Source organism: Affinundibacterium seohonense (assembly GCF_014284305.1).
In the GTDB taxonomy this organism is placed as follows: Bacteria; Pseudomonadota; Gammaproteobacteria; order Burkholderiales; family Burkholderiaceae_D; genus Undibacterium; species Undibacterium seohonense.
Genome location: NZ_JACOFW010000019.1, coordinates 41264 through 62032, shown reverse-complemented (window position 1 = coordinate 62032; position 20769 = coordinate 41264). Strand labels below are relative to the sequence as shown.

Sequence of the window (20769 nt, the reverse complement as noted above, 5' to 3'; positions counted from 1 at the left end):
GATGCAAACTTCTGTAGCAGATCCAATTGACGGTAATCAAGAATTGAATAATGTCAAAGATGTGCTTGGGGTAAAGACGGCGGGTGAGCAACTATCAGCGAGTCGTCAGAGTAAGAAGTGGACTGTGCAGTTTGTGGCTGATCAGTTGAAGCTTTCGCAAGCGCAAATTGTGGCATTGGAATCGGATAATTTCGCTGCTTTGCCAAAGATGGTGATTGTCCGCGGTTTTGTTCGTGCCTATGCGAAATTATTGAAAATTGATTCCGATAGTTTGGTTTCATCACTTCCGCAAGATGTGATGCCGGTGCAATTGGAAAGCTCATTGCGTCCAGCTTTGTCTACGCCATTTGTCGAGTCTCGACTGTCATTACTTGGTCAGCATGATAATAATCGACGCTACATTATTGGCGCGGTGTTTTTGGTTGTTGTCGTTTTGATTTTTTTGGTTTTACAGACTAGTGAGTTTGGTAAAAATTTTCGAGCGATCTTTGATAAAAAAGATGTTGTTGTGGCTGAATCTGCTGCGGTATTAAATACGCCAGACAATGACGCACAACATACTACGGTGTCATCGAGTCAGCCGGCGGTCTCTTTGAGTGCTGTGCCTGTTTCGTCGCCAGTGGCTGAAGTCTTGCCGTCAATGCCCGCAGTAAGTGAAGTTGCAACTTCAAAGCCGGTAGAGGCGACTCCGCCCGTGGTTGATTCAAGCGTGATTTCAACAGTCGCAGCAGTAGAGCCTAAAGGTAATACAGCAGCGCCAGTGAATTTGCCGCCATTGAGCGAATTATTTGTGCTGAAATTTCGCCAAGATTCTTGGGTGCAGGTGAAGACTGAGTCTGGCACGATCCTGAGCTCGCATCTGGCGAAAGCAGGCAGTGAAGAATCATTCAGTGTGAAGCAAGCTCTTTATGTGAAGCTTGGAAATGCCGCAGGTGTTGACGCAATTTTGCGTGGAACGCCAATGACATTGGCGTCAGAGCGCGGAAATAATGTCGCTAATCTTGTCGTGAAATGACTATGCTGGTTGATCTCAAAGAAATTTCCTGTGGTGCTGGTGTACGACGAGAGTCGCGTGCAGTGCAGATTCGCTACCAAGATCGGGTCGTCGTGGTTGGTGGTAGCGCGCCTGTCGTGATTCAATCAATGACAAATACGGATACGGCTGATGCCATCGGTACTGCGATTCAAATTAAAGAGTTAGCTCGAGCTGGTTCAGAGTTGGTGCGTATCACCGTAAATAACGCGGAAGCGGCACAGGCCGTACCAGTAATTCGCGAGCAACTGGATCGTATGGGGATTGATGTGCCTTTGGTTGGCGATTTTCATTACAACGGGCACACTTTGTTGAAAGATTTCCCCGAGTGTGCGCAAGCCTTGTCGAAATACAGAATTAATCCTGGCAATGTTGGTCAAGGCGCAAAGCGCGACACGCAATTTGCACAGATGATCGAGATGGCGTGTTTACATCAGAAGCCGGTACGAATAGGTGTAAATTGGGGCAGCTTGGATCAAGCTTTATTAGCACGGATTATGGATGAGAATTCTCAACGTTCTGTTCCATTGAGTGCCCAAACAGTCATGTATCAGGCCTTGATTACTTCGGCAATAGAGAGTGCGCGCCGAGCGGAAGAATTGGGCTTGCCTGGAGATCAGATTATTTTGTCGTGCAAAGTGTCTGGGGTGCAGGATTTGATTTCTGTGTACCGTGAAATCAGTAAACATTGTGATTATCCCTTGCATTTGGGTTTGACTGAGGCTGGTATGGGCAGTAAAGGCATTGTTGCATCAACAGCGGCATTGTCTGTGTTATTGCAAGAGGGAATTGGCGATACGATTCGTATTTCTCTAACACCAGAACCAGGTGGTGATCGTTGTAAGGAAGTGTTTGTAGCCCAAGAAATATTGCAGACGATGGGTTTGCGCAAATTTATGCCTATGGTGATTGCTTGTCCGGGTTGTGGGCGTACCACTTCGACCGTATTTCAAGAATTGGCGGACGATATTCAATCGTTTTTGCGTGAGCAGATGCCTGTTTGGAAAACAGAATATCCAGGGGTTGAGGGTATGAATGTTGCGGTGATGGGCTGTATTGTGAATGGTCCAGGTGAATCAAAACATGCACACATAGGTATTAGTTTGCCAGGTACAGGTGAGTCACCAGCGGCACCTGTCTTCATTGACGGTGTGAAGGCAATGACTTTACGTGGTGAGAATATCGCGCAAGATTTTCAAAAAATTGTGCTTGATTATGTGCAGACGCACTACTCGCCAACCGTTTGAGACTTTAACGAAGAGTAATAGAAATTTAATTGTAATTTAGTTGAAAATAAAGTGGAATCAAGTGCATGTCCGAAGATAAAAAAATAGAAAAGATCAGCGGTATCAAGGGGATGAATGACATTCTTCCTGAGCAAGCTGCGCTTTGGGAATTGTTTGAAAATACTGTTCAGTCAGTATTGAAGAGCTACGGCTTTCAGCAAATGCGTACGCCCATTGTCGAGGCGACACCATTGTTTGCGCGGGGTTTGGGTGCTGTGACCGACATCGTTGAAAAAGAAATGTATTCTTTTGAAGACGCTATGAACGGCGACAAACTTACTTTGCGACCCGAGAATACAGCGGGAATTGTACGTGCTGCTATAGAGCACAATATCACCTATGAAGGACCAAAGCGCGTTTGGTATAACGGCCCTATGTTCCGTCATGAAAAACCGCAACGTGGTCGTTATCGTCAATTCCACCAAGTTGGCGCGGAGGCTCTAGGTTTTTCGGGACCTGATATTGATGCCGAATTAATCGCCATGTGTCAGCGCTTGTGGGATGATCTTGGTCTTTCCAATGTGCGTTTGGAATTGAATTCGATTGGTGATGCTGTGGAACGCAATCAACATCGCGCAGAATTAATCGCGTATTTTGAGCGGCACAAAGAGCAATTAGACGCAGAAGCGCAGCGTCGCTTGTATTCAAATCCTTTGCGTATTCTTGATACGAAAAACCCTGCGATGCAAGACTTAGTGAATAATGCACCAAAGTTATTGGATTTCTTGGGTGAAGAATCCAAGGCACATTTTGAAGGCGTGCAAAAAATATTGCGTCACAATAGTATCCCATTCACGATCAATCCAAGATTGGTGCGCGGTATGGATTACTATAATCGTACGGTGTTTGAGTGGGTTACCGACGAGTTGGGGGCGCAAGGCACGGTTTGTGCTGGTGGTCGCTACGATGCTTTGTTTACGATTTTTGGCGGTAAGTCGACGCCGGCTTGTGGATTCGCAATGGGCGTTGAGCGCTTGCTGGAGTTAATGAAACTTAATGGCGACGCTGAGTTTGCGAATGGTTGCGATGTTTATTTAGTACATCAAGGCGAGCAAGCACAGATGCAATCTTTCGTTTTGGGAGAGCGTTTACGTGATGCAGGCTTAGATGTTGTGTTACATTGCGCATCTGCTACGGGAATCGGTAGTTTTAAATCGCAAATGAAGAAGGCGGATGCTAGCGGAGCTGCATTTGCTGTCATTATTGGCGAAGATGAAGCTGCAGCTGAGACAGTCACCGTCAAGTCCATGCGTTCAGACGATTTTGCGAATAATCAAATCAGCGTTCCTTTCGATACCGCCGTTGATTATTTGGTCGATCAAATCGTAGGTACTGATCACGACGAATCCCAGTGCGATAATCCTAATCATATTCACATTCATCATTAATAAAAAATGGCATACGATCTCGAAGAGCAAGAACAAATAGACACCCTCAAAGCGTGGTGGAAACAATACGGTAACTTGGTAACGTGGTTGCTTATCGCGGCATTATCTAGCTTCGCTGGTTGGACTGCGTGGACAAATTATCAGCATGGTCAGTCCTCTCAGGCTTCGGCAATTTATGATGAGGTACAACGTGCCGCAGGATTGAAAGACAACGCAAAGGTGCAAGGTGCGACAGCCAATTTAGTAACAAAATTTGCAGGCACCTCCTATGCAAGTATGGCGGCTTTAGCGGCAGCAAAGACGGCATTTGACGCAAGTGACTTAAAAACTGCAAAAGTGCAATTAAATTGGGTTGTGGAGCATGGTTATACCAAGGAATTTAAAGCATTGGCAAAATTGCGTCTTACATCAATTCTCTTGGATGAGAAAAATTATGATGAAGCATTAAAAGTCCTCGGCGGAGAGTTCCCCGCTGAGTTTGATGCCGATGTTTTGGATCGTAAGGCCGATGTTTTGGTTGCCCAGGACAAGCTGAAGGAAGCTCGAGAAACCTATAAGAGCGCCTTGGATAAAATGGGTGAAAAACACGTTGGTAAGCAACTGGTGCAAATAAAGTTAGATGCATTAGGTGGAGCGCCTGATACGAAAGTTGCTGTAACTACAGACAAGAAATAATATGAAATTAAATATGTTTCCACGTGGCATATTGGTATCTTTGTTCAGCATAGGCTTGTTGAGTGCTTGTTCAAGTTTGTCTTGGCTCAATCCATTTGCTAAGGAAGATCCTAAGACTGCTCCAGCGGTATTGCAAAATTTTACTACCAGCATGTCTGTAAAAAATGCTTGGACCGTCAGTTTGGGATCCGCTGGTGATTATTTTTTCAGCCCAGCAGTGGTCGGTGTGGATGTCTACGCAGCGAGCGCTGATGGGACTGTTGCAAAGATTAATAGCTCTAGCGGTCAAGTCGTTTGGAAAATCAAAGCAGAGCTCCCTTTAACTGCAGGCGTTGGCGCTAATGCAAAAGCAGTTGCGGTGGCTGGTCAGAAAGGTGTGTTATTTGCATTTGATGATCTTGGTAAGTTGCGTTGGAAAGCGCAGGCAAGTAGTGAAATATTGTCGGCTCCAGCAGTGACCGAGAGCCTGGTTTTGGTTCACAGTATTGATAATCGCATTACGGCGTTTGATCTCGAAACCGGTGCAATGAAGTGGGCTGTCGAACGTCCATTGCCAATTTTAACTTTGCGTATGGCGACAGGAATTACGATCAAAGATCAAATGGCTATCATTTCTACGCCAGGTGGTAAATTAATTGCATTAGCACTGCAAAATGGCGGTTTACGTTGGGAAGCCACGGCTGCAGAAGCAAAAGGGGCTACTGAGTTAGAACGTATCGTTGACATGTCTGGTGCGCCTGCCTTGGTTGGTAATACCACTTGCGCTGCTAGTTATCAGGGGCGTGTTGCTTGTTTTGATGCGGTAAATGGCACGGCAAAATGGGCGAAAAATATTTCAAGTGAAGTTGGCGTTGCCGCCGATGAACGTTTTGCATTCGCCGTGGATAATACCGGTGGTGTGTTTGCTTACGATATCAATGGTGGTGCTACCGTATGGAAAAATGATAAATTGACGAATCGAGGATTGGCAACGCCAACCTCGTTTGGTCGTGCGGTGGTGATCGGTGATCGTTTGGGTTTCCTGCATTTTTTATCGAGAGAAGATGGTTCTTTCCTGGCGCGTATGCCGACGGATGGAAGCAAGATTATGTCTGCGCCGGCGATTGTCGGTAATAACCTGATTGTGCAAACGAAATCAGGTGTTGTTGTCGCATTTGCGACGGAATAAATTAATGAAACCAGTTATCGCTTTAATCGGTCGACCAAACGTCGGCAAATCCACACTGTTTAATCGCCTGACGCGTACTCGTGACGCGTTAGTCGCTGATTTGCCAGGACTGACTCGTGATCGTCACTACGGTGAAGGTCGAGTTGGTGAACGTCCATTTTTAGTGATTGATACAGGTGGTTTCGAGCCAGTTGCAAAAGAAGGCATCATGCACGAAATGGCCAAGCAAACCAAGCAAGCCGTGGCCGAAGCTGATGTGATTATTTTTCTTGTTGATGGTCGGCAGGGATTGACGCCGCACGATAAGACGATTACTGATTTTTTGCGTAAGTCAGGTCGATCGGTCATGTTGGTTGTGAATAAGGCTGAGGGCATGCGCTACACCAGCGTTGCGGCAGACTTCTACGAACTTGGGTTGGGTGACCCGTATGTGATTTCGTCTGCGCATGGTGACGGTGTTACCGACTTGGTGGAGGAGGCATTAAACATCGCTTACGCTTCACGTCCAGATGAGCCGGAAGAAAATCTGGATGCTGCAAAGGGTATCAAGATCGCAATTGTTGGTCGTCCAAATGTCGGTAAATCGACCCTAGTGAATACTTTGTTGGGTGAAGAGCGTGTAATCGCATTTGATATGCCGGGAACTACTCGCGATTCGATTGAAATTCCGTTTGAACGCGATGGGCAACAATACACCTTAATTGACACTGCCGGTATTCGTCGTCGTGGCAAAGTATTTGAAGCCATCGAAAAGTTTTCGGTCGTGAAAACGCTCCAATCTGTTTCTGAAGCGAACGTGGTGTTGCTGCTACTGGATGCACAACAAGATATTTCTGAGCAAGATGCTCATATCGCCGGATTCATTCTGGAATCTGGTCGAGCCTTGGTCGTTGGTGTGAATAAGTGGGATGGATTGCAAAGCGATCGCCGTGATGAAATTAAGATGGATATTGAACGCAAATTAAATTTCCTAACGTTTGCGAAGTTCCACTTTATTTCGGCGTTGAAGTCCACTGGTATTGCACCTTTGATGAAGTCGATTGATTCTGCTTATGAAGCGGCGATGGCGAATTTGTCGACGCCAAAGTTGACTCGTGCACTGATTGAGGCTGTCGAACATCAACAGCCTAAACGTAAAGGTTCGATTCGTCCTAAGATGCGTTATGCGCATCAAGGCGGACAAAATCCTCCTATTATTGTGATTCATGGTAACGCGTTGGATGCGATTGGCGATGTCTATAAACGCTATCTAGAAAAACATTTCAGAGAAACTTTTAATTTAACCGGAACGCCTTTGCGGATAGAAATGCGTTCGGGAAAAAATCCTTTTACCAAAGATTCGAAGTAAAAAAACGGTAGATACAAACTTTACTTCGTTAAATTTCTTGGAAGTATTTTAAAAATTAATTTCTCGTGGTATCTTAATTATCTTTTGGACACTTGAAATAATAAAAGGTGTCCCCAACTCCTAATCACAACAACACAATGGAGCTGTTATGAGTAATAAAGGGCAACTGTTACAAGACCCATTTTTGAATGCGTTAAGAAAAGAACACATTCCTGTTTCAATTTATCTGGTCAACGGGATTAAGTTGCAAGGTCATGTTGAATCATTTGATCAGTATGTCGTGTTGTTACGTAATACCGTGACGCAGATGGTTTATAAACACGCCATCTCTACCGTGGTTCCAGCTCGTGCGGTGAGTATTAATTCTGATTCTGAAGCAGAGTAATTATTGTTGAATCTTTTAAGTAATTGTATTTATTTTAGGTTTATATGCGCGCTGCACTAGTTGGCGTGGACTTCGGCAAAGGAGACTTTGCGGCAAGTTTAGATGAACTTTCTCAGCTCGCGCTTTCGGCAGGGGCTGAGACTATCACAAGCATTGCATGTAAGCGATCGAGTCCTGATGCGGCCTTGTTTATAGGTTCAGGTAAGGCCGATGAGGTCGCTCATGCTGTCATTGATCTTAGTCTGGATCTCGTCATTTTTAATCACGCACTATCGCCAGCGCAACAGAGAAATCTAGAGCGTCACTTGAAGATACGTGTAGTTGATCGTACTAGCTTAATTCTGGATATTTTTGCTCAGCGTGCCAAGAGTCATGAAGGTAAGGTGCAAGTTGAGCTGGCACAGTTGCAGCATTTAGCGACGCGCCTAGTTCGCGGTTGGACTCACCTTGAGCGGCAAAAAGGTGGTATTGGCTTGCGCGGGCCTGGTGAGACGCAGTTAGAGACCGATCGTCGTCTGTTAGGTGAGCGTGTGAAAATGCTCAAGGCAAAGATGGAGAAGTTGCATAAGCAACGTGAAACACAGCGACGTTCTAGGGGCAGAAGTAATACTTTTACTGTGTCTTTGGTTGGGTATACGAATGCTGGTAAGTCAACCTTATTCAATACCTTAACGAAGGCTGGCACGTATGCGGCCAATCAATTGTTTGCGACTTTAGATACAACATCACGGCGTTTGTATTTGGAGGGTGCTGGTAACATTGTTGTGTCTGATACCGTTGGCTTTATCCGCGATTTGCCACATCAGTTGGTTGCGTCGTTTAGGGCGACGTTGGAAGAAACGATACATGCGGATTTGTTACTGCATGTCGTGGATGGTGGAAGTGCGGTCAGAAATGACCAAATTGAGCAAGTAAATCATGTTCTTAAAGAGATAGGGGCTGATCACATTCCGCAGTTGTTAGTGTGGAATAAGATCGATCAGGCTGATTTGCTTCCCGCAATCGAACGGGATGAGTATGGTAAAATTAGCAGAGTATTTTTAAGCGCAAAAAATGGTCAGGGTATTGATTTGTTGCGTGACGCAATAGTTGAACTGATGCAAAAAGAAGCCGTCAGTTTTGAGTCCAATACCGAAGCTGTATTTGATGAATAGCATGTTTTGGTTTGTATTTCTTTTGTTTTATTTTGGTTATTAAATTCAACAATTTATCGGGTAATCAACGAATGCGAATTCCTTTTTTAAATCGCTTAAGGCCATTGCTCTCTTTGAATGATCCTCAATGGGGTCGTGGGTCAAAGGGTGATAAGCAAGATGGTAAGAAGCCAGAAGACGGCCCTCCAGATCTGGATCAGTTGTGGCGTGATTTCAATCAATCTATCGCTCGCATGTTTGGTAAAAATGGTGGCGGTGATGGTGGTAATGCTGGTGGGTCGCCTGCGGATTCTTTGTTCGCAAAAATTGGCTTTGGTGTGATTGTTGCCGTGCTAGCTTTCTTCTGGATGATCAGCGGCTTTTTCATCGTTCAGGAAGGTCAAACTGGTGTCGTTACGACTTTTGGTAAATATAGCTACCAAACCAGCCCTGGTTTTAACTGGCGCTGGCCAGCACCAATTCAGGCGCACGAGATTGTGAATGTGCAGCAAGTACGTACCGTGGAAGTTGGCTATCGTAATAACGTTAAAAACAAACAGGCTAAAGAAGCTTTGATGTTGACTGACGATGAAAACATTATTGATATTCAATTTGCAGTTCAATATAAATTGAAAGATGCGGCGAAGTGGCTTTATAGTAATCGCGATCAAGAAGAAATGATTCGTCAGGTTGCGGAAACAGCGATTCGTGAAATCGTTGGTCGTAGCAAGATGGACTTTGTTCTTTATGAAGGTCGTGAAAAAGTTGCGCTTGACGTGAACATGTTGATGCAGCAAGTCTTGGATCGCTATGATTCGGGCGCGCAAATCACCAACGTTACAATGCAGGCAGTGCAGCCACCAGAGCAAGTACAGGCGGCATTCGATGATGCGGTAAAAGCGGGTCAGGATAAAGAGCGTCAGAAAAATGAAGGCCAGGCCTACGCGAACGATGTGATTCCAAAGGCCCGTGGTGAAGCCTCTCGTATGTTGCAGGACGCTGAAGGTTATCGTTCAAAAGTAATCGCAAACGCCGAGGGTAATGCGGCACGGTTTAAGCAAGTTTTGGTCGAATATCAAAAGGCACCAGCAGTGACACGTGACCGTATGTATTTGGAAACCATGCAGCAAATTTTCTCCAGCACCACCAAGTTGATGATGGATACAAAAAACGCCAACAATATGATTTATTTGCCTTTGGATAAGCTCAATTCGCAAGGTGAAAACGGTGCTCGTACAAATGCGCCTGCAGTGTCAAATAGTGCACCAACAGACACCATGAGCACTGTCGAAGTCAGAGGAAATAAAGATGGTCGAGTTCGCGATTCTCGCGATAGGGAGTCACGTTAATGAATAAGTTTATTTCTTCTTTAATCGCCCTAGCTATTGCTGGCGTGGTTTTTTACTCGACTATTTTTGTCGTCGATCAAAGATCGCATGCTATCGTGTTTGCTCTTGGTGAAGTTAAGGCTGTGATTAGTGAGCCTGGTCTGCATTTCAAATTGCCGCCACCATTTCAAAATGTGATGTTTTTGGATAAGCGTATTTTGACGATCGAATCCCCAGAAGCAGATCGTTTCATTACTGCTGAGAAGAAAAACATTTTGGTTGATACTTATGTGAAATGGCACATTACAGAACCAAAACTATACTTTGTTAGTTTTGGTGGTGAGGAAGGTCGTGCCCGTGATCGTTTATCGCAAATCGTGAAAGCTGCTTTAAACGAAGAAATTACTAAGCGTTCAGTACGTGATGTAATTTCTGGTGAACGAGATAAAGTGATGCAAGCGATTCGTAAAAAAGTCACGGATGAAGCGAAGCAAATTGGTGTCGAAATAGTCGATGTACGCTTACAGCGTGTGGACTACGTTGAACAGATTAATAACTCTGTCTACGAACGTATGAAAGCTGAGCGTAGTCGTGTGGCAAATGAATTGCGCTCAACAGGCTTTGCTGATTCAGAAAAAATTCGTGCAGATGCGGATCGTCAACGTATAGTCATTTTGGCTGAGGCTTATAAAGAAGCGCAGACCGTCAGTGGTGCAGGCGATGCAGAAGCAGCGAAAATCTATTCTCAAGCCTTTAGCCAGAACGCAGAGTTTTACAAGTTCTATCGCAGTTTGGAGGCCTATCGTGCTAGCTTTAAGAGTAAGAGCGATATGATGGTAGTTGATCAGGGCTCAGAATTCTTTAAATATTTTAAAGCGCCAGGGGCAGGAGCTGCCGGAGCTGCACCGAAAAAATAAATGTACTAAAAGTGGGTGACGTTAGATAGACTGCATTTCATTTTGAACTGCAGTCTTTCTAGTTTTTGCCCGATCCATTAATGTTTGTAGTATTGCTATTGCTGAAGATTGTTCCCTATGCCAAATTGGCTACTCCCAGAAAACATCGCCGACGTCTTGCCATCAGAAGCGCGCAAGATTGAAGAGCTGCGCCGTGTTTTATTAGATAATTTCCGTTGCTATGGCTATGAATTAGTCATGCCACCGTTACTTGAATACATTGAGTCTTTATTGACCGGTGCTGGTCAGGATATGGATTTACGCACCTTTAAATTAGTTGATCAAATTTCTGGTCGAACTATGGGTGTGCGCGCTGATATGACGACGCAGGTGGCACGGATTGATGCGCATTTGTTGAATCGCCGATCAGTGACACGTTTGTGCTATGCCGGTAGTGTTTTACATACACGTCCATCTGGTTTGCATGCAACGCGTGAACCCTTGCAAATCGGTGGTGAGATTTATGGACATGCTGGTCTCGAAGCTGATGCTGAAATTCAAGAGCTGATGCTGGCATCTTTGGCATTAGCGAATATTTCAGAAGTGCGTTTAGATCTCTGCCATGTGGGAGTGTTGCGCGCCTTGTTGAATAGTGATGCTGCAGCCAAACACCATGAGTCTCAGTTATTTGCTTTGTTAGAGGCAAAAGATTTGCCAGCATTAAAAGAGTTGACGAAAGACTTTCAGCCAGAAGTTCGTCAAGCTCTATTGGATTTGCCAATTTTATATGGCGACAAGGCGATTATTCAAAAAGCCCGTGAAATTTTGCCCAAACTCGATGGGATTGCGATAGCATTGGACGAGTTGAGCTATTTGGTTGATTTGGCAGGTAGTGCCAAAGTCACGGTTGATTTGGCTGATTTACGTGGTTACCACTACCATAGTGGTGTCATGTTTAATGCCTTTGTTCCTGGATTGCCAAACGCAGTTGCACGCGGTGGTCGTTATGATCACGTGGGGGAAGCATTTGGACGGGCGCGACCAGCAACTGGCTTCTCATTAGATTTGCGTGAGCTGGCGCGTTTGATGCCTTCTGCGGAGCGAAAGAACGCGATTTTGGCACCGTGGAGCCCAGATCCGGCATTGCGTCATAAAATAAATGAATTGCGCCAAGCAGGTGAAGTAGTGATACAAAATCTGCCTGGCCACGAGAATGAACAGGACGAATTTGAATGCACGCGCATGGTCGAATTCGATGGTAGTCAATGGATTTTAAAAACTGTAGGTTGATGAGCGATGTCACAAAATAAACCAGCAAAAAACGTAGTTGTCATTGGTACACAGTGGGGCGATGAAGGCAAAGGTAAAATCGTCGATTGGTTGACGGATCACGCGCAAGGTGTGGTGCGTTTTCAAGGTGGACATAATGCCGGCCATACTTTGGTTATCGGTGGTCAAAAGACGGCTTTGCAATTGATTCCGTCTGGAATTATGCGTGCAGGTACTGCCTGCTATATCGGTAATGGTGTCGTTCTTTCCGTACCAGATTTGCTGCGTGAAATCGATAAACTGGAAGCGAACGGCGTTGAGGTTTGTTCTCGTTTGAAAATTTCTGAAGCTTGTCCAGTTATTTTGCCTTACCACACTGCCCTTGACGCGGCGCGTGAAGCTGCACGTGGTGCGGCTAAAATTGGCACAACTGGTAAAGGTATTGGCCCAGCTTACGAAGATAAGGTGGCACGTCGTGCGATTCGCGTTGCTGACTTGTTAAATCCAGAACGCTTTGCTGAAAAGCTCAAAGAAAATCTGGAATACCATAACTACGTCTTAGTAAATTATTTGAAAGCCGAAGCCGTCGACTTCCAAAAAACCTATGATGATGCGATGCGCGATGTTGCACGTATTCGTCCTATGGTCACTGACGTTTCCAGCGCTTTGCATGCAGCTTACAAAAATGGTGCAAGTTTGTTGTTCGAAGGTGCGCAAGGTAGTTTGCTCGATATCGATCATGGTACCTATCCATTCGTCACTTCAAGTAACTGTGTGGCTGGTAATGCATCTGCAGGCTCGGGTGTTGGTCCTGGCATGTTGCATTACATCTTGGGTATTACCAAGGCTTACACAACACGTGTTGGCTCTGGTCCATTCCCATCTGAATTGCCAACTGATCAAGGTGTTGGTAAGCATCTGGCAAGTGTGGGTCATGAGTTCGGTACAGTAACAGGCCGTGCGCGTCGTTGTGGTTGGTTCGACGCGGCTTTGTTGAAGCGCTCTGTACAAATTAATGGCGTGTCTGGCATGTGCTTGACTAAGCTTGATGTGTTGGATGGTTTAGAGTCTTTGAAGCTGTGTACTGGTTATACGATCGACGGCAAAGCTGTTGATATTTTCCCAGTGGGTGCAGAAGAGGCGGCACGTTGTGTTGCAGTGTACGAAGAAATGCCGGGCTGGTCTGAATCGACCGTAGGTGCGCAGTCGATGGATGCGCTACCGGCGAATGCACGTAACTACATCAAACGTATCGAAGAGTTAGTTGGCGTGCCTATCGACATGGTTTCAACTGGTCCCGACCGTGAAGAAACTATTGTATTGCGTCACCCATTCCTGTGAAGATAGTGGAGATGGCGACTTTGAATACAAAGCAAAAGGATTTGTCTGTTTCTTGGGATGAGTATCATCGTTCGATTGAACGTTTGGCATTGAAAGTCCACGAATCAGGTCTGCAATTTGATCATATTTTGTGCTTGGCTCGTGGCGGTCTCAGAATCGGCGACGTTTTCTCACGCTTGTTTAAGTTACCTTTGAGTGTACTCTCTGTTAGTTCTTATCGCGGTTCAGCTGGCCAAGAGCAAGGGCAAATACAGATTGGCGGTAGTGTAGCCAGCGTAGAAAAGAATCTTCGAGGTCGCGTTTTGCTGGTCGATGATCTGGTTGATTCCGGAGTTACTTTTAAAGAAGTCCAACCATGGCTGCGACTCCATTATCCGGAAATCACTGAGATGAAAAGTGCAGTTATTTGGGTGAAATCGGTGTCTGTTGTGGTTCCCGATTTTTATCTGGAATATCTCGAAGGCGCGCCATGGATACACCAACCATTTGAGATCTACGACACTTTAAGCTTTGATGATATTGGTGTTGGTAGTTCTGATAAACATTAAGTTCATCGTGAATTGAATTTAATTCTAAAAGACGGATTTCATTTATTTGTATATCCGTCTTTTTTCTTTTGCTGAGGTGTTGCCACTTGATTCATCGACCAAATTGAGTGAATTGTTACCAGGCAGTTTGATTACGCCAAAAGCGAGTGACGTTGAGTGAGATGCTCTTTGAAAATAAAAAAGCCGTTGACGAATCAACGGCTTTTCTAAGTAATGCTGGTGCCCACGGAGGGACTCGAACCCCCACACCCGAAGGCACATGGACCTGAACCATGCGCGTCTACCAATTCCGCCACGTGGGCAACGGAGACCGAGATTATAAAGTAAAGCCTTATAAAGTCAATGTATTTAAAATGGCGCGGCACTTTAGTTTTTAGAATATACAGCGCCTGTCAGCATTGATTTGTCGGGTCGTGATTGTCGATTCTGGCAAAGACTAGGTATTTTTTGTTTTACCCGATAAACTATGTTTATCCATTTTTGGTCATCATTTTTATGATCATATTTAATTTAGAAGAGACTTCATCGTTTTGAACAAACATCTTTATCCTATACCAAGCCGTGAAGATATTCTCGGCGTCTTGCGTGCTTCAAAAACAAGTTTGAAGGCAGCATCGATTGCAAAAAAATTAGGCGTCAAACCTGAGGAGATCGACGGCATGGCAAAAAGACTGAAAGCAATGGAGCGCGAAGGTCAGGTCGCGCAGGATAAGTTAGGAAATTTTTCTGCACTGGCGCAAGATAATTTAATCGTTGGTCGTGTCAGCAGTCATCGTGATGGCTATGGGTTCTTGACACCAGATGACGGTAGCCCAGATTTGTTTTTATCTGAGCGTGAGATGGGGCGTATTCTTAATGGCGATCGGGTCAGTGCACGTGTCGTCGGCACTGATCGAAAAGGTCGATTAGAAGGAAGCGTGTTAGAAATTCTTGAACGCGCTAATACCCACATCATTGGTCGTTTGATTCAAGAAAATGGTATCTGGCTCATTGCCCCCGAAGACAATCGAATTAATCAAGACATCTTGCTAGCAGGCTCACCAGGAAAGGCAAAAGCGGGGCAGGTTGTCAGCGTGGAGTTGATCGAGCAGCCAACCAAATATTCACAAGCGATTGGCAAAGTCGTTGAGATTCTTGGTGAGATTGATGATCCAGGAATTGAGATAGAAATTGCTGTGCGTAAGTTTGGCGTGCCACATGAATTTTCCGATGCTGCGCAAAAAGCCGCAAGTAAATTACCATTCGATGTTGGTCCTAAAGATTTAGAGGATAGAGTTGATCTGCGCGATATCGCACTGGTGACGATTGATGGTGAAGACGCGCGTGATTTTGATGATGCCGTGTATTGTGAGCCATGCAAAATTGGCCGTGAGAAGGGCTATCGTTTGTTGGTGGCAATCGCGGATGTTAGTCATTATGTGAAACCGAATGATGCGATTGATCAAGATGCCTTATTGCGCAGTACGTCTGTTTATTTTCCACGACGCGTGATCCCGATGTTGCCGGAAAAACTGTCGAATGGTTTGTGTTCTTTGAACCCGAACGTCGATCGTTTAACGCTGGTTTGCGATATGGTAATCTCGCTTGACGGTGAAGTGACAGCCTATCAGTTCTATCCTGCTGTCATTCATTCAGCTGCACGTTTCACTTACACCGAAGTTGCCGCAATTTTGGGTAACACCAAAGGACCGGAAGCGCATAAGCGCCTGCCTTTGGTGCCGCATTTGTTGCATCTGTATGAAGTATTCCAAGTGTTATTGAAAGCGCGTCACCGCCGTGGTGCAATTGATTTTGAATCGACCGAAACCTATATCGTCGCCAATGCCGCGGGCAAAATTGAAAAGATTCTACCGCGCACACGGAATGACGCACATCGCTTGATCGAAGAGTGCATGTTGGCTGCAAACGTTTGTGCAGCAAGTTTATTGCAGGAATTTGAACACCTCGGCGTGTATCGTATTCATGCTGGGCCGACCAAAGAAAAACTTACTCAAGTGCGTAATTTCTTGCGCCAAGTTGGATTAAATCTGATGGGAGGAGATAAACCTTCAGCTTCGGACTATGCGCAATTGATGGATAAGATTAAAAGTCGCCCAGACTCACAGTTATTGCAAACCATGTTGCTGCGTTCGATGCAGCAAGCGGTGTATAGCCCAGATAATATTGGTCACTTTGGTTTGTCTTATGATGCTTACGCGCATTTTACAAGTCCGATTCGTCGCTATCCTGATTTGCTGACACATCGTGCGATTAAGGCGATTCTGCTGGGTAAAAAGTACGAGCCTAAAGGAATCGATACTAGTATTTTAAATACCACCATCTCGAACGCAGCTCGCAAACAAATGGCCGTCGACAGAGCTGCTGGCAAAGAGCGCCAACAGAAAGAGCAAACTATTTGGGATATGCTTGGAACTCATTGCTCTGCCAATGAGCGGCGTGCTGACGAGGCGTCACGGGATGTTGAAGCTTGGCTCAAGTGTTATTACATGAAGAGTAAATTGGGCGAGGAATTTACCGGCACAATTTCAGGCGTCACGCAATTTGGTTTGTTTGTGCAATTGGATGAAATGTTCGTAGAGGGCTTAGTGCATATCACTGAGCTTGGCGCAGATTATTTTCAATTCGATGAAGCGCGTCATGAACTGCGAGGTGAACGCAGCGGTAAGCGTTATCAATTGACGGATAAGGTTAAAGTCGTGGTGAGCCGAGTTGATATTGATGCGCGAAAAATTGACTTGTCCTTAGCGACCAGTGCGGTGCCCAATAGATTCCCCAAAACACGCGAGTTGGAAGAAGTTGTTGAGCCACGCCAGACTAAACGTAGTGCTGCGAGCAAGATAGCTAAGTCTATCCCAGGTAAAGTGCAAAAGGACATGAGCACCTACGCCGAGACGCCAGTGAATAGACTTAAAGGCAAAAAAGTTGGCGTTGCCCCAAGCCGTAGCGAACGCAAAGTAAAGACGGTTCAGAGTAGTCGCAAAAAGCGTTGAATCTTGATCGCTTTTTCGATTTGTTGACGTGATTCAAGTCGAAAAATAGTCGATGCAAGTTCAGTGCATTAAATAGTACAAGTAATGAATATAGGGTTCATGAAGATTCACTTAGACGTGCTATAGAAATATGAGCTGTTTTCATTTTCATGAACCCAAGAATTAAACCCGTTAGAGAAATACACAATGAAAAGTAAAATGATTTTCGGCTTTCATGCCGTCACTTCCCGTCTTCGTCATGAAGCATCATCGGTAGAAGAAATTTATGTCGACAATGATCGTTCTGATCGTCGTATGCAAGAGCTCATTCACGCTGCCAAATCCGCAGGTATTCGGATTATTCAAGCCGATGATCAGCGCCTGTCAAATATTGTCGGAACCCGTCGCCATCAAGGTGTCGTGGCAAAAGCTGGTGAGCTATCTCTCGCTCGCAATCTCGATGAATTGCTTGATGCGATTGAAGGCCCACCATTGCTGCTGATTTTGGATGGTATTACCGACCCGCATAACCTCGGTGCATGTTTGCGCGTAGCTGATGGTGTCGGTGCGCATGCGGTGATTGCACCAAAAGATCGAGCGGTGGGTTTAAATGCCACTGCCGAAAAAGTCGCAAGCGGCGCGGCTGAAACAGTACCGTACATTACAGTGACCAATTTGGCGCGTACGATTCGTGATTTGAAAGAACGCGATATTTGGATTATTGGTACTTCTGATGATGTCGAAAAAACGATTTATGATGTCGATTTTAAAGGTGGTATTGCGATCGTAATGGGGAATGAAGGTGAGGGTATGCGCCGTTTGACGCGTGAGAATTGCGATATGCTGGTGCAAATTCCAATGATGGGTTCAGTTGAAAGCTTAAACGTGTCCGTTGCTTCTGGCGTTTGTTTATATGAGGCACGTCGTCAACGCATTGCAGCTCAGTAAGTCAACTATTTCGCTGAATGCCGTGAATATTTTGCTTTAATAGAAGCAAAAATTTAACAGCGTTCAGCGACAATTCTCAAAAAACATTACACTCCTGTTTTGTCTTTTTGCCCGAAGTTCAGTTCTGCACAATTTCTATGCATTCATTTCATCATCATGTTTAAGCAATTACGCGAAGATATCGCTAGCATCATTCAACGTGACCCCGCCGCTCGCAATACTTGGGAGGTCATTACCTGCTATCCGGGACTACAAGCAATTGTGATGCACACTTGGGCGCAATGGTGCTGGACTCATGGCATGAAGTGGTTGGGACGCTTTATCGCGCATCTTGCACGTATTTTTACTGGTATCGAGATTCATCCAGGTGCGACGATTGGAAAACGCGTTTTTATTGATCATGGATTTGGTGTGGTGATTGGCGAGACAGCGATCGTTGGAGATGATTGCACCATCTATCAAGGCGTAACGCTAGGGGGAACGTCGCTCACAAAAGGTGCTAAGCGTCATCCAACATTGGAGCAGGGCGTGATTGTTGGTGCTGGTGCAAAGGTTTTGGGGGGCTTTACGGTTGGTGCCGGTGCAAAAATAGGATCGAATTCTGTCGTTATCAAACCAGTTCCTGCAGGCGCAACTGCGGTAGGGAATCCTGCGCATATTGTCCAATCGAGCAAAGATAAAGATGCGGCCAATACCCCATTGAGCTTTAGTGCATATGGGCTTAGCACTAGCGGTGATGATCCGATTTCAAAAGCCTTCCGTCAGTTGACTGAGCATGTCTGTTCACAACAAGAACAAATTGAAAAATTGCGTGCTGCAGTTCAAGTCGCAGGTATCGTATGCGAGAAATCTTTGAATGAAAAGCGCATTGATGCTAAGGAAATTTCGCAATTGGTTGATTGAGTAAGACGAGGCTTTACTTGTACTGAGCGTCTGGTAACTCAGAGGTAAGTGAATTCTAAGTTGCCAGTAGAATCCAAGCCTAAGAAGCCGCCACGCCTGTTCGCGCCATGATCGTAATCCCAGTCGGGTAATACGTAACGTAAGCCATAGTTCTCTTGATGTATCGCATTCCGGTGGGTATGTCCGTGAATCAGTGTGGCACCGGGAAATTCTTGTAAGAGTGTTTTCACATCATCTTGATTAACATCCATGATTTGCATACTTTTGTTTTGCTGTTCTGCGTTGCTGGCCTGACGCATGCTAAGTATGATCGCCTTGCGTTCTGCTAAAGGTTTGGCGAGGAATGCAGATTGCCATCCAGCTTGACGTACCATTCCACGAAATTTTATGTAATCGAGGTCATCGGTACAAAGCGCATCGCCATGGGAAATGATGAAGTGGTGTTGGTCGATGTGAACTTGGGTTGGGTCTTCTAATAGCTGAACGCCTGATTGCTGTGCAAACATATGCCCGACTAAAAAGTCCCTGTTCCCAGCAAGCCAAAAAATCTTAACGCCGCTATCGCTGAGCTCACGTAACGCATTGATGATTTGACGGTTGTAACGATCGCTACAATCATCGTCTCCAGCCCAATACTCGAACAAATCGCCGAGCAGGTATAAGCGCTCGGCGTTGACTGCGATCTCACTTAGGAATCCAAGGAATACACTGGTGGTTTGTGGCAGAGAGTCTGATAAATGTATGTCTGAAACGAATAGAGCGTGAAACTTCTTTTGCGCGATATTTGTTGAGATGGGACTGGATTCGGACATTAAAGAGTCGTCTATTGTAATTGTTTAAGTTAACCGCGTAATAAAGTGAACTGAATTTAGTTTAAACAATTTCCGCCTTTTCAATTAGAATATTCTCGACTGGAACGTCAGCAAACAAAGCAGATCGTGTTGTTTTTGATGCTGAAATTTTGTCGACAACGTCTTTGCCCTCAACCACTTCACCAAACACGCAATAGCCCCATCCATCTTGGCCGGGGTAATCTAAGAAGTCGTTCTTGCTAGTATTGATGAAGAATTGCGCAGACGCAGAGTGAGGATCGCTGGTGCGTGCCATCGCCAACGCGTAACGCACGTTCTTTAAGCCGTTGTTCGCTTCATTTTCGACGTGACCATTCGTTGGTTTTTGCTTCATACCGACTTCAAATCCTCCACCTTGCACCATAAAACCAGGGATCACGCGGTGGAAAATTGTTCCTACATAATGACCGGACTCAACATAAGCTAAGAAATTTTTGACCGTCTTTGGTGCTTTCTCCGGATTGAGTTCAATTTTAATTGCACCTAAATTCGTGGTAAGTAGCACTGCCATAATGTCCCCTTTTTTTAGAAGTAATTCGTATTGTAATTGATTCGGCTGTTAATTTTAGAAGAGCGAAATGTCGAAATTTAACATTGGAGTTATTTGATTAATTTAACCGAAATAATCTTGATCATTGTTACGGGAACATTTTTATGGACGCTGAGCTCTGTGGTTGGTGCAGCTTTAATTTTCTCGACAACTTCCCAACCTTCAATGACCTTGCCGAAAGGGGTGTATCCAGCGGCAGCAACCAAAGCGCGTGAACGCGACATTGATACAGGTTCTCCGTTTTTCACGAGTTGGACGGGATCGCCATCAGGCACTGGTTGATAGTTGAGAAAATCATTATTGTTGACATTGATGTAGAACTGCGCCCGCGCTGAATTAGGATCACTTGTGCGAGCCATGGCGATCGTTCCGATATCATTTTTTAGTTCCTGTTCATAAGCGATCTTGGCTTCCGATATGACGGGTTTATCGGTCGGTTTTTCGCGCATCGCTGCATCCATGCCCCCGCCTTGGATCATGAAGTTGTCGATCACGCGATGAAATATTGTTTTGTCGTAGTGTCCTTTTTTTACGTAGCGTAAAAAATTTTCTACTGTTTTCGGTGCCTTCTCAGGATACAGTTCCAATACGATATTACCCATCGATGTTTTGATGATGACTTTAGGTAGTTCTTGGGCGGGTGAGAGAGTGGCAAATAAAGTCAGAAAGCTGGCAGCACCAATTTGTAAAAAGTGACGGCGAATATGCATGAACATGTTTGACTCCTCTTTAAGTGATTCAAAAACTTAG

General features: G+C 45.2%; 19 protein-coding genes and 1 tRNA gene. 16 read left to right on the top strand and 4 right to left on the bottom strand.

Going from position 1 to position 20769, the window contains the following annotated elements:
• The first annotated feature begins 1 nt into the window (after window position 1).
• From H8K52_RS15355 to H8K52_RS15295, 13 genes are all read left to right on the top strand, one after another.
• On the top strand, window positions 2–1015 hold the full coding sequence (locus H8K52_RS15355) for a helix-turn-helix domain-containing protein (RefSeq protein ID WP_186923793.1): 1014 nt from the start codon (window positions 2–4) through the stop codon (window positions 1013–1015).
• A gap of 2 nt (window positions 1016–1017) precedes the next feature.
• A complete protein-coding gene (ispG, locus tag H8K52_RS15350) occupies window positions 1018–2280 on the top strand; it encodes a flavodoxin-dependent (E)-4-hydroxy-3-methylbut-2-enyl-diphosphate synthase (protein WP_186923792.1) in 1263 nt (420 codons plus the stop codon).
• A gap of 65 nt (window positions 2281–2345) precedes the next feature.
• Complete coding sequence (gene hisS / locus H8K52_RS15345) at window positions 2346–3707, top strand: histidine--tRNA ligase (RefSeq protein ID WP_186923791.1); 1362 nt, start codon at window positions 2346–2348, stop codon at window positions 3705–3707.
• Window positions 3708–3713: 6 nt separating this feature from the next.
• Window positions 3714–4382 carry a YfgM family protein gene (locus H8K52_RS15340; protein WP_186923790.1) on the top strand — a complete coding sequence of 223 codons (669 nt, stop codon included), beginning with the start codon at window positions 3714–3716 and terminating at the stop codon, window positions 4380–4382.
• Between the two features lies 1 nt (window position 4383).
• Window positions 4384–5550, top strand: coding sequence for an outer membrane protein assembly factor BamB (gene bamB / locus H8K52_RS15335; protein ID WP_246464581.1), 1167 nt, complete (start codon window positions 4384–4386; stop codon window positions 5548–5550).
• A gap of 4 nt (window positions 5551–5554) precedes the next feature.
• Window positions 5555–6898: a ribosome biogenesis GTPase Der gene (gene der / locus H8K52_RS15330; protein ID WP_186923789.1), complete on the top strand. Its 1344-nt coding sequence runs from the start codon at window positions 5555–5557 to the stop codon at window positions 6896–6898.
• Window positions 6899–7046: 148 nt separating this feature from the next.
• Window positions 7047–7283 (top strand): RNA chaperone Hfq, encoded by a 237-nt coding sequence (hfq, locus tag H8K52_RS15325; protein ID WP_186889331.1) that lies wholly within the window; start codon window positions 7047–7049, stop codon window positions 7281–7283.
• 44 nt (window positions 7284–7327) lie between these two features.
• Window positions 7328–8437, top strand: coding sequence for a GTPase HflX (gene hflX, locus H8K52_RS15320; protein ID WP_186923788.1), 1110 nt, complete (start codon window positions 7328–7330; stop codon window positions 8435–8437).
• A 71-nt stretch (window positions 8438–8508) separates the two neighbouring features.
• Complete coding sequence (gene hflK / locus H8K52_RS15315) at window positions 8509–9765, top strand: FtsH protease activity modulator HflK (RefSeq protein ID WP_186923787.1); 1257 nt, start codon at window positions 8509–8511, stop codon at window positions 9763–9765.
• Window positions 9765–10661: a protease modulator HflC gene (gene hflC, locus H8K52_RS15310; protein ID WP_186923786.1), complete on the top strand. Its 897-nt coding sequence runs from the start codon at window positions 9765–9767 to the stop codon at window positions 10659–10661. The genes hflK and hflC overlap by 1 nt, the downstream gene beginning before the upstream one ends.
• A gap of 117 nt (window positions 10662–10778) precedes the next feature.
• The gene (locus H8K52_RS15305; RefSeq protein ID WP_186923785.1) at window positions 10779–11930 is read left to right on the top strand and encodes an ATP phosphoribosyltransferase regulatory subunit; all 1152 of its coding nucleotides are present in this window, start codon (window positions 10779–10781) and stop codon (window positions 11928–11930) included.
• A gap of 6 nt (window positions 11931–11936) precedes the next feature.
• The gene (locus H8K52_RS15300; protein WP_186923784.1) at window positions 11937–13250 is read left to right on the top strand and encodes an adenylosuccinate synthase; all 1314 of its coding nucleotides are present in this window, start codon (window positions 11937–11939) and stop codon (window positions 13248–13250) included.
• A gap of 11 nt (window positions 13251–13261) precedes the next feature.
• Entirely contained in the window at window positions 13262–13798 is a 537-nt protein-coding gene (locus H8K52_RS15295; protein ID WP_186923783.1) for a phosphoribosyltransferase, read from the top strand.
• Between the two features lie 217 nt (window positions 13799–14015).
• On the opposite strand, the gene H8K52_RS15290 is transcribed toward H8K52_RS15295, so the two are convergent.
• A tRNA-Leu gene (locus tag H8K52_RS15290) sits at window positions 14016–14100 on the bottom strand.
• Window positions 14101–14328: 228 nt separating this feature from the next.
• On the opposite strand from H8K52_RS15290, the gene rnr reads away from it, so the two are divergent.
• The 3 genes from rnr to cysE all read left to right on the top strand — a co-directional run bounded on the left by rnr (window position 14329) and on the right by cysE (window position 18618).
• On the top strand, window positions 14329–16788 hold the full coding sequence (rnr, locus tag H8K52_RS15285) for a ribonuclease R (protein ID WP_186923782.1): 2460 nt from the start codon (window positions 14329–14331) through the stop codon (window positions 16786–16788).
• A 186-nt stretch (window positions 16789–16974) separates the two neighbouring features.
• Window positions 16975–17715 (top strand): 23S rRNA (guanosine(2251)-2'-O)-methyltransferase RlmB, encoded by a 741-nt coding sequence (gene rlmB, locus H8K52_RS15280; protein WP_186923781.1) that lies wholly within the window; start codon window positions 16975–16977, stop codon window positions 17713–17715.
• Window positions 17716–17871: 156 nt separating this feature from the next.
• Window positions 17872–18618, top strand: coding sequence for a serine O-acetyltransferase (gene cysE, locus H8K52_RS15275; protein WP_186923780.1), 747 nt, complete (start codon window positions 17872–17874; stop codon window positions 18616–18618).
• 38 nt (window positions 18619–18656) lie between these two features.
• Here the strand turns inward: cysE and H8K52_RS15270 are convergent, their stop codons facing one another.
• From H8K52_RS15270 to H8K52_RS15260, 3 genes are all read right to left on the bottom strand, one after another.
• Window positions 18657–19430 (bottom strand): UDP-2,3-diacylglucosamine diphosphatase, encoded by a 774-nt coding sequence (locus tag H8K52_RS15270; protein ID WP_186923779.1) that lies wholly within the window; start codon window positions 19428–19430, stop codon window positions 18657–18659.
• Window positions 19431–19491: 61 nt separating this feature from the next.
• Window positions 19492–19980: a peptidylprolyl isomerase gene (locus H8K52_RS15265; RefSeq protein ID WP_186923778.1), complete on the bottom strand. Its 489-nt coding sequence runs from the start codon at window positions 19978–19980 to the stop codon at window positions 19492–19494.
• Between the two features lie 89 nt (window positions 19981–20069).
• Complete coding sequence (locus H8K52_RS15260; protein ID WP_186923777.1) at window positions 20070–20735, bottom strand: peptidylprolyl isomerase; 666 nt, start codon at window positions 20733–20735, stop codon at window positions 20070–20072.
• Window positions 20736–20769 lie beyond the last annotated feature (34 nt).

Coding starts and splice junctions, on each gene's coding strand:
- rlmB (WP_186923781.1), top strand. CDS start 16,975: ATGAAAAGTAAAATGATTTTCGGCTTTCATGCCGTCACTTCCCGTCTT.
- cysE (WP_186923780.1), top strand. CDS start 17,872: ATGTTTAAGCAATTACGCGAAGATATCGCTAGCATCATTCAACGTGAC.
- H8K52_RS15295 (WP_186923783.1), top strand. CDS start 13,262: ATGGCGACTTTGAATACAAAGCAAAAGGATTTGTCTGTTTCTTGGGAT.
- ispG (WP_186923792.1), top strand. CDS start 1,018: ATGCTGGTTGATCTCAAAGAAATTTCCTGTGGTGCTGGTGTACGACGA.
- H8K52_RS15355 (WP_186923793.1), top strand. CDS start 2: ATGCAAACTTCTGTAGCAGATCCAATTGACGGTAATCAAGAATTGAAT.
- H8K52_RS15340 (WP_186923790.1), top strand. CDS start 3,714: ATGGCATACGATCTCGAAGAGCAAGAACAAATAGACACCCTCAAAGCG.
- H8K52_RS15260 (WP_186923777.1), bottom strand. CDS start 20,735: ATGTTCATGCATATTCGCCGTCACTTTTTACAAATTGGTGCTGCCAGC.
- H8K52_RS15300 (WP_186923784.1), top strand. CDS start 11,937: ATGTCACAAAATAAACCAGCAAAAAACGTAGTTGTCATTGGTACACAG.
- hisS (WP_186923791.1), top strand. CDS start 2,346: ATGTCCGAAGATAAAAAAATAGAAAAGATCAGCGGTATCAAGGGGATG.
- hflC (WP_186923786.1), top strand. CDS start 9,765: ATGAATAAGTTTATTTCTTCTTTAATCGCCCTAGCTATTGCTGGCGTG.
- H8K52_RS15270 (WP_186923779.1), bottom strand. CDS start 19,430: ATGTCCGAATCCAGTCCCATCTCAACAAATATCGCGCAAAAGAAGTTT.
- H8K52_RS15265 (WP_186923778.1), bottom strand. CDS start 19,980: ATGGCAGTGCTACTTACCACGAATTTAGGTGCAATTAAAATTGAACTC.
- hflK (WP_186923787.1), top strand. CDS start 8,509: ATGCGAATTCCTTTTTTAAATCGCTTAAGGCCATTGCTCTCTTTGAAT.
- hflX (WP_186923788.1), top strand. CDS start 7,328: ATGCGCGCTGCACTAGTTGGCGTGGACTTCGGCAAAGGAGACTTTGCG.
- der (WP_186923789.1), top strand. CDS start 5,555: ATGAAACCAGTTATCGCTTTAATCGGTCGACCAAACGTCGGCAAATCC.
- H8K52_RS15305 (WP_186923785.1), top strand. CDS start 10,779: ATGCCAAATTGGCTACTCCCAGAAAACATCGCCGACGTCTTGCCATCA.
- hfq (WP_186889331.1), top strand. CDS start 7,047: ATGAGTAATAAAGGGCAACTGTTACAAGACCCATTTTTGAATGCGTTA.
- bamB (WP_246464581.1), top strand. CDS start 4,384: ATGAAATTAAATATGTTTCCACGTGGCATATTGGTATCTTTGTTCAGC.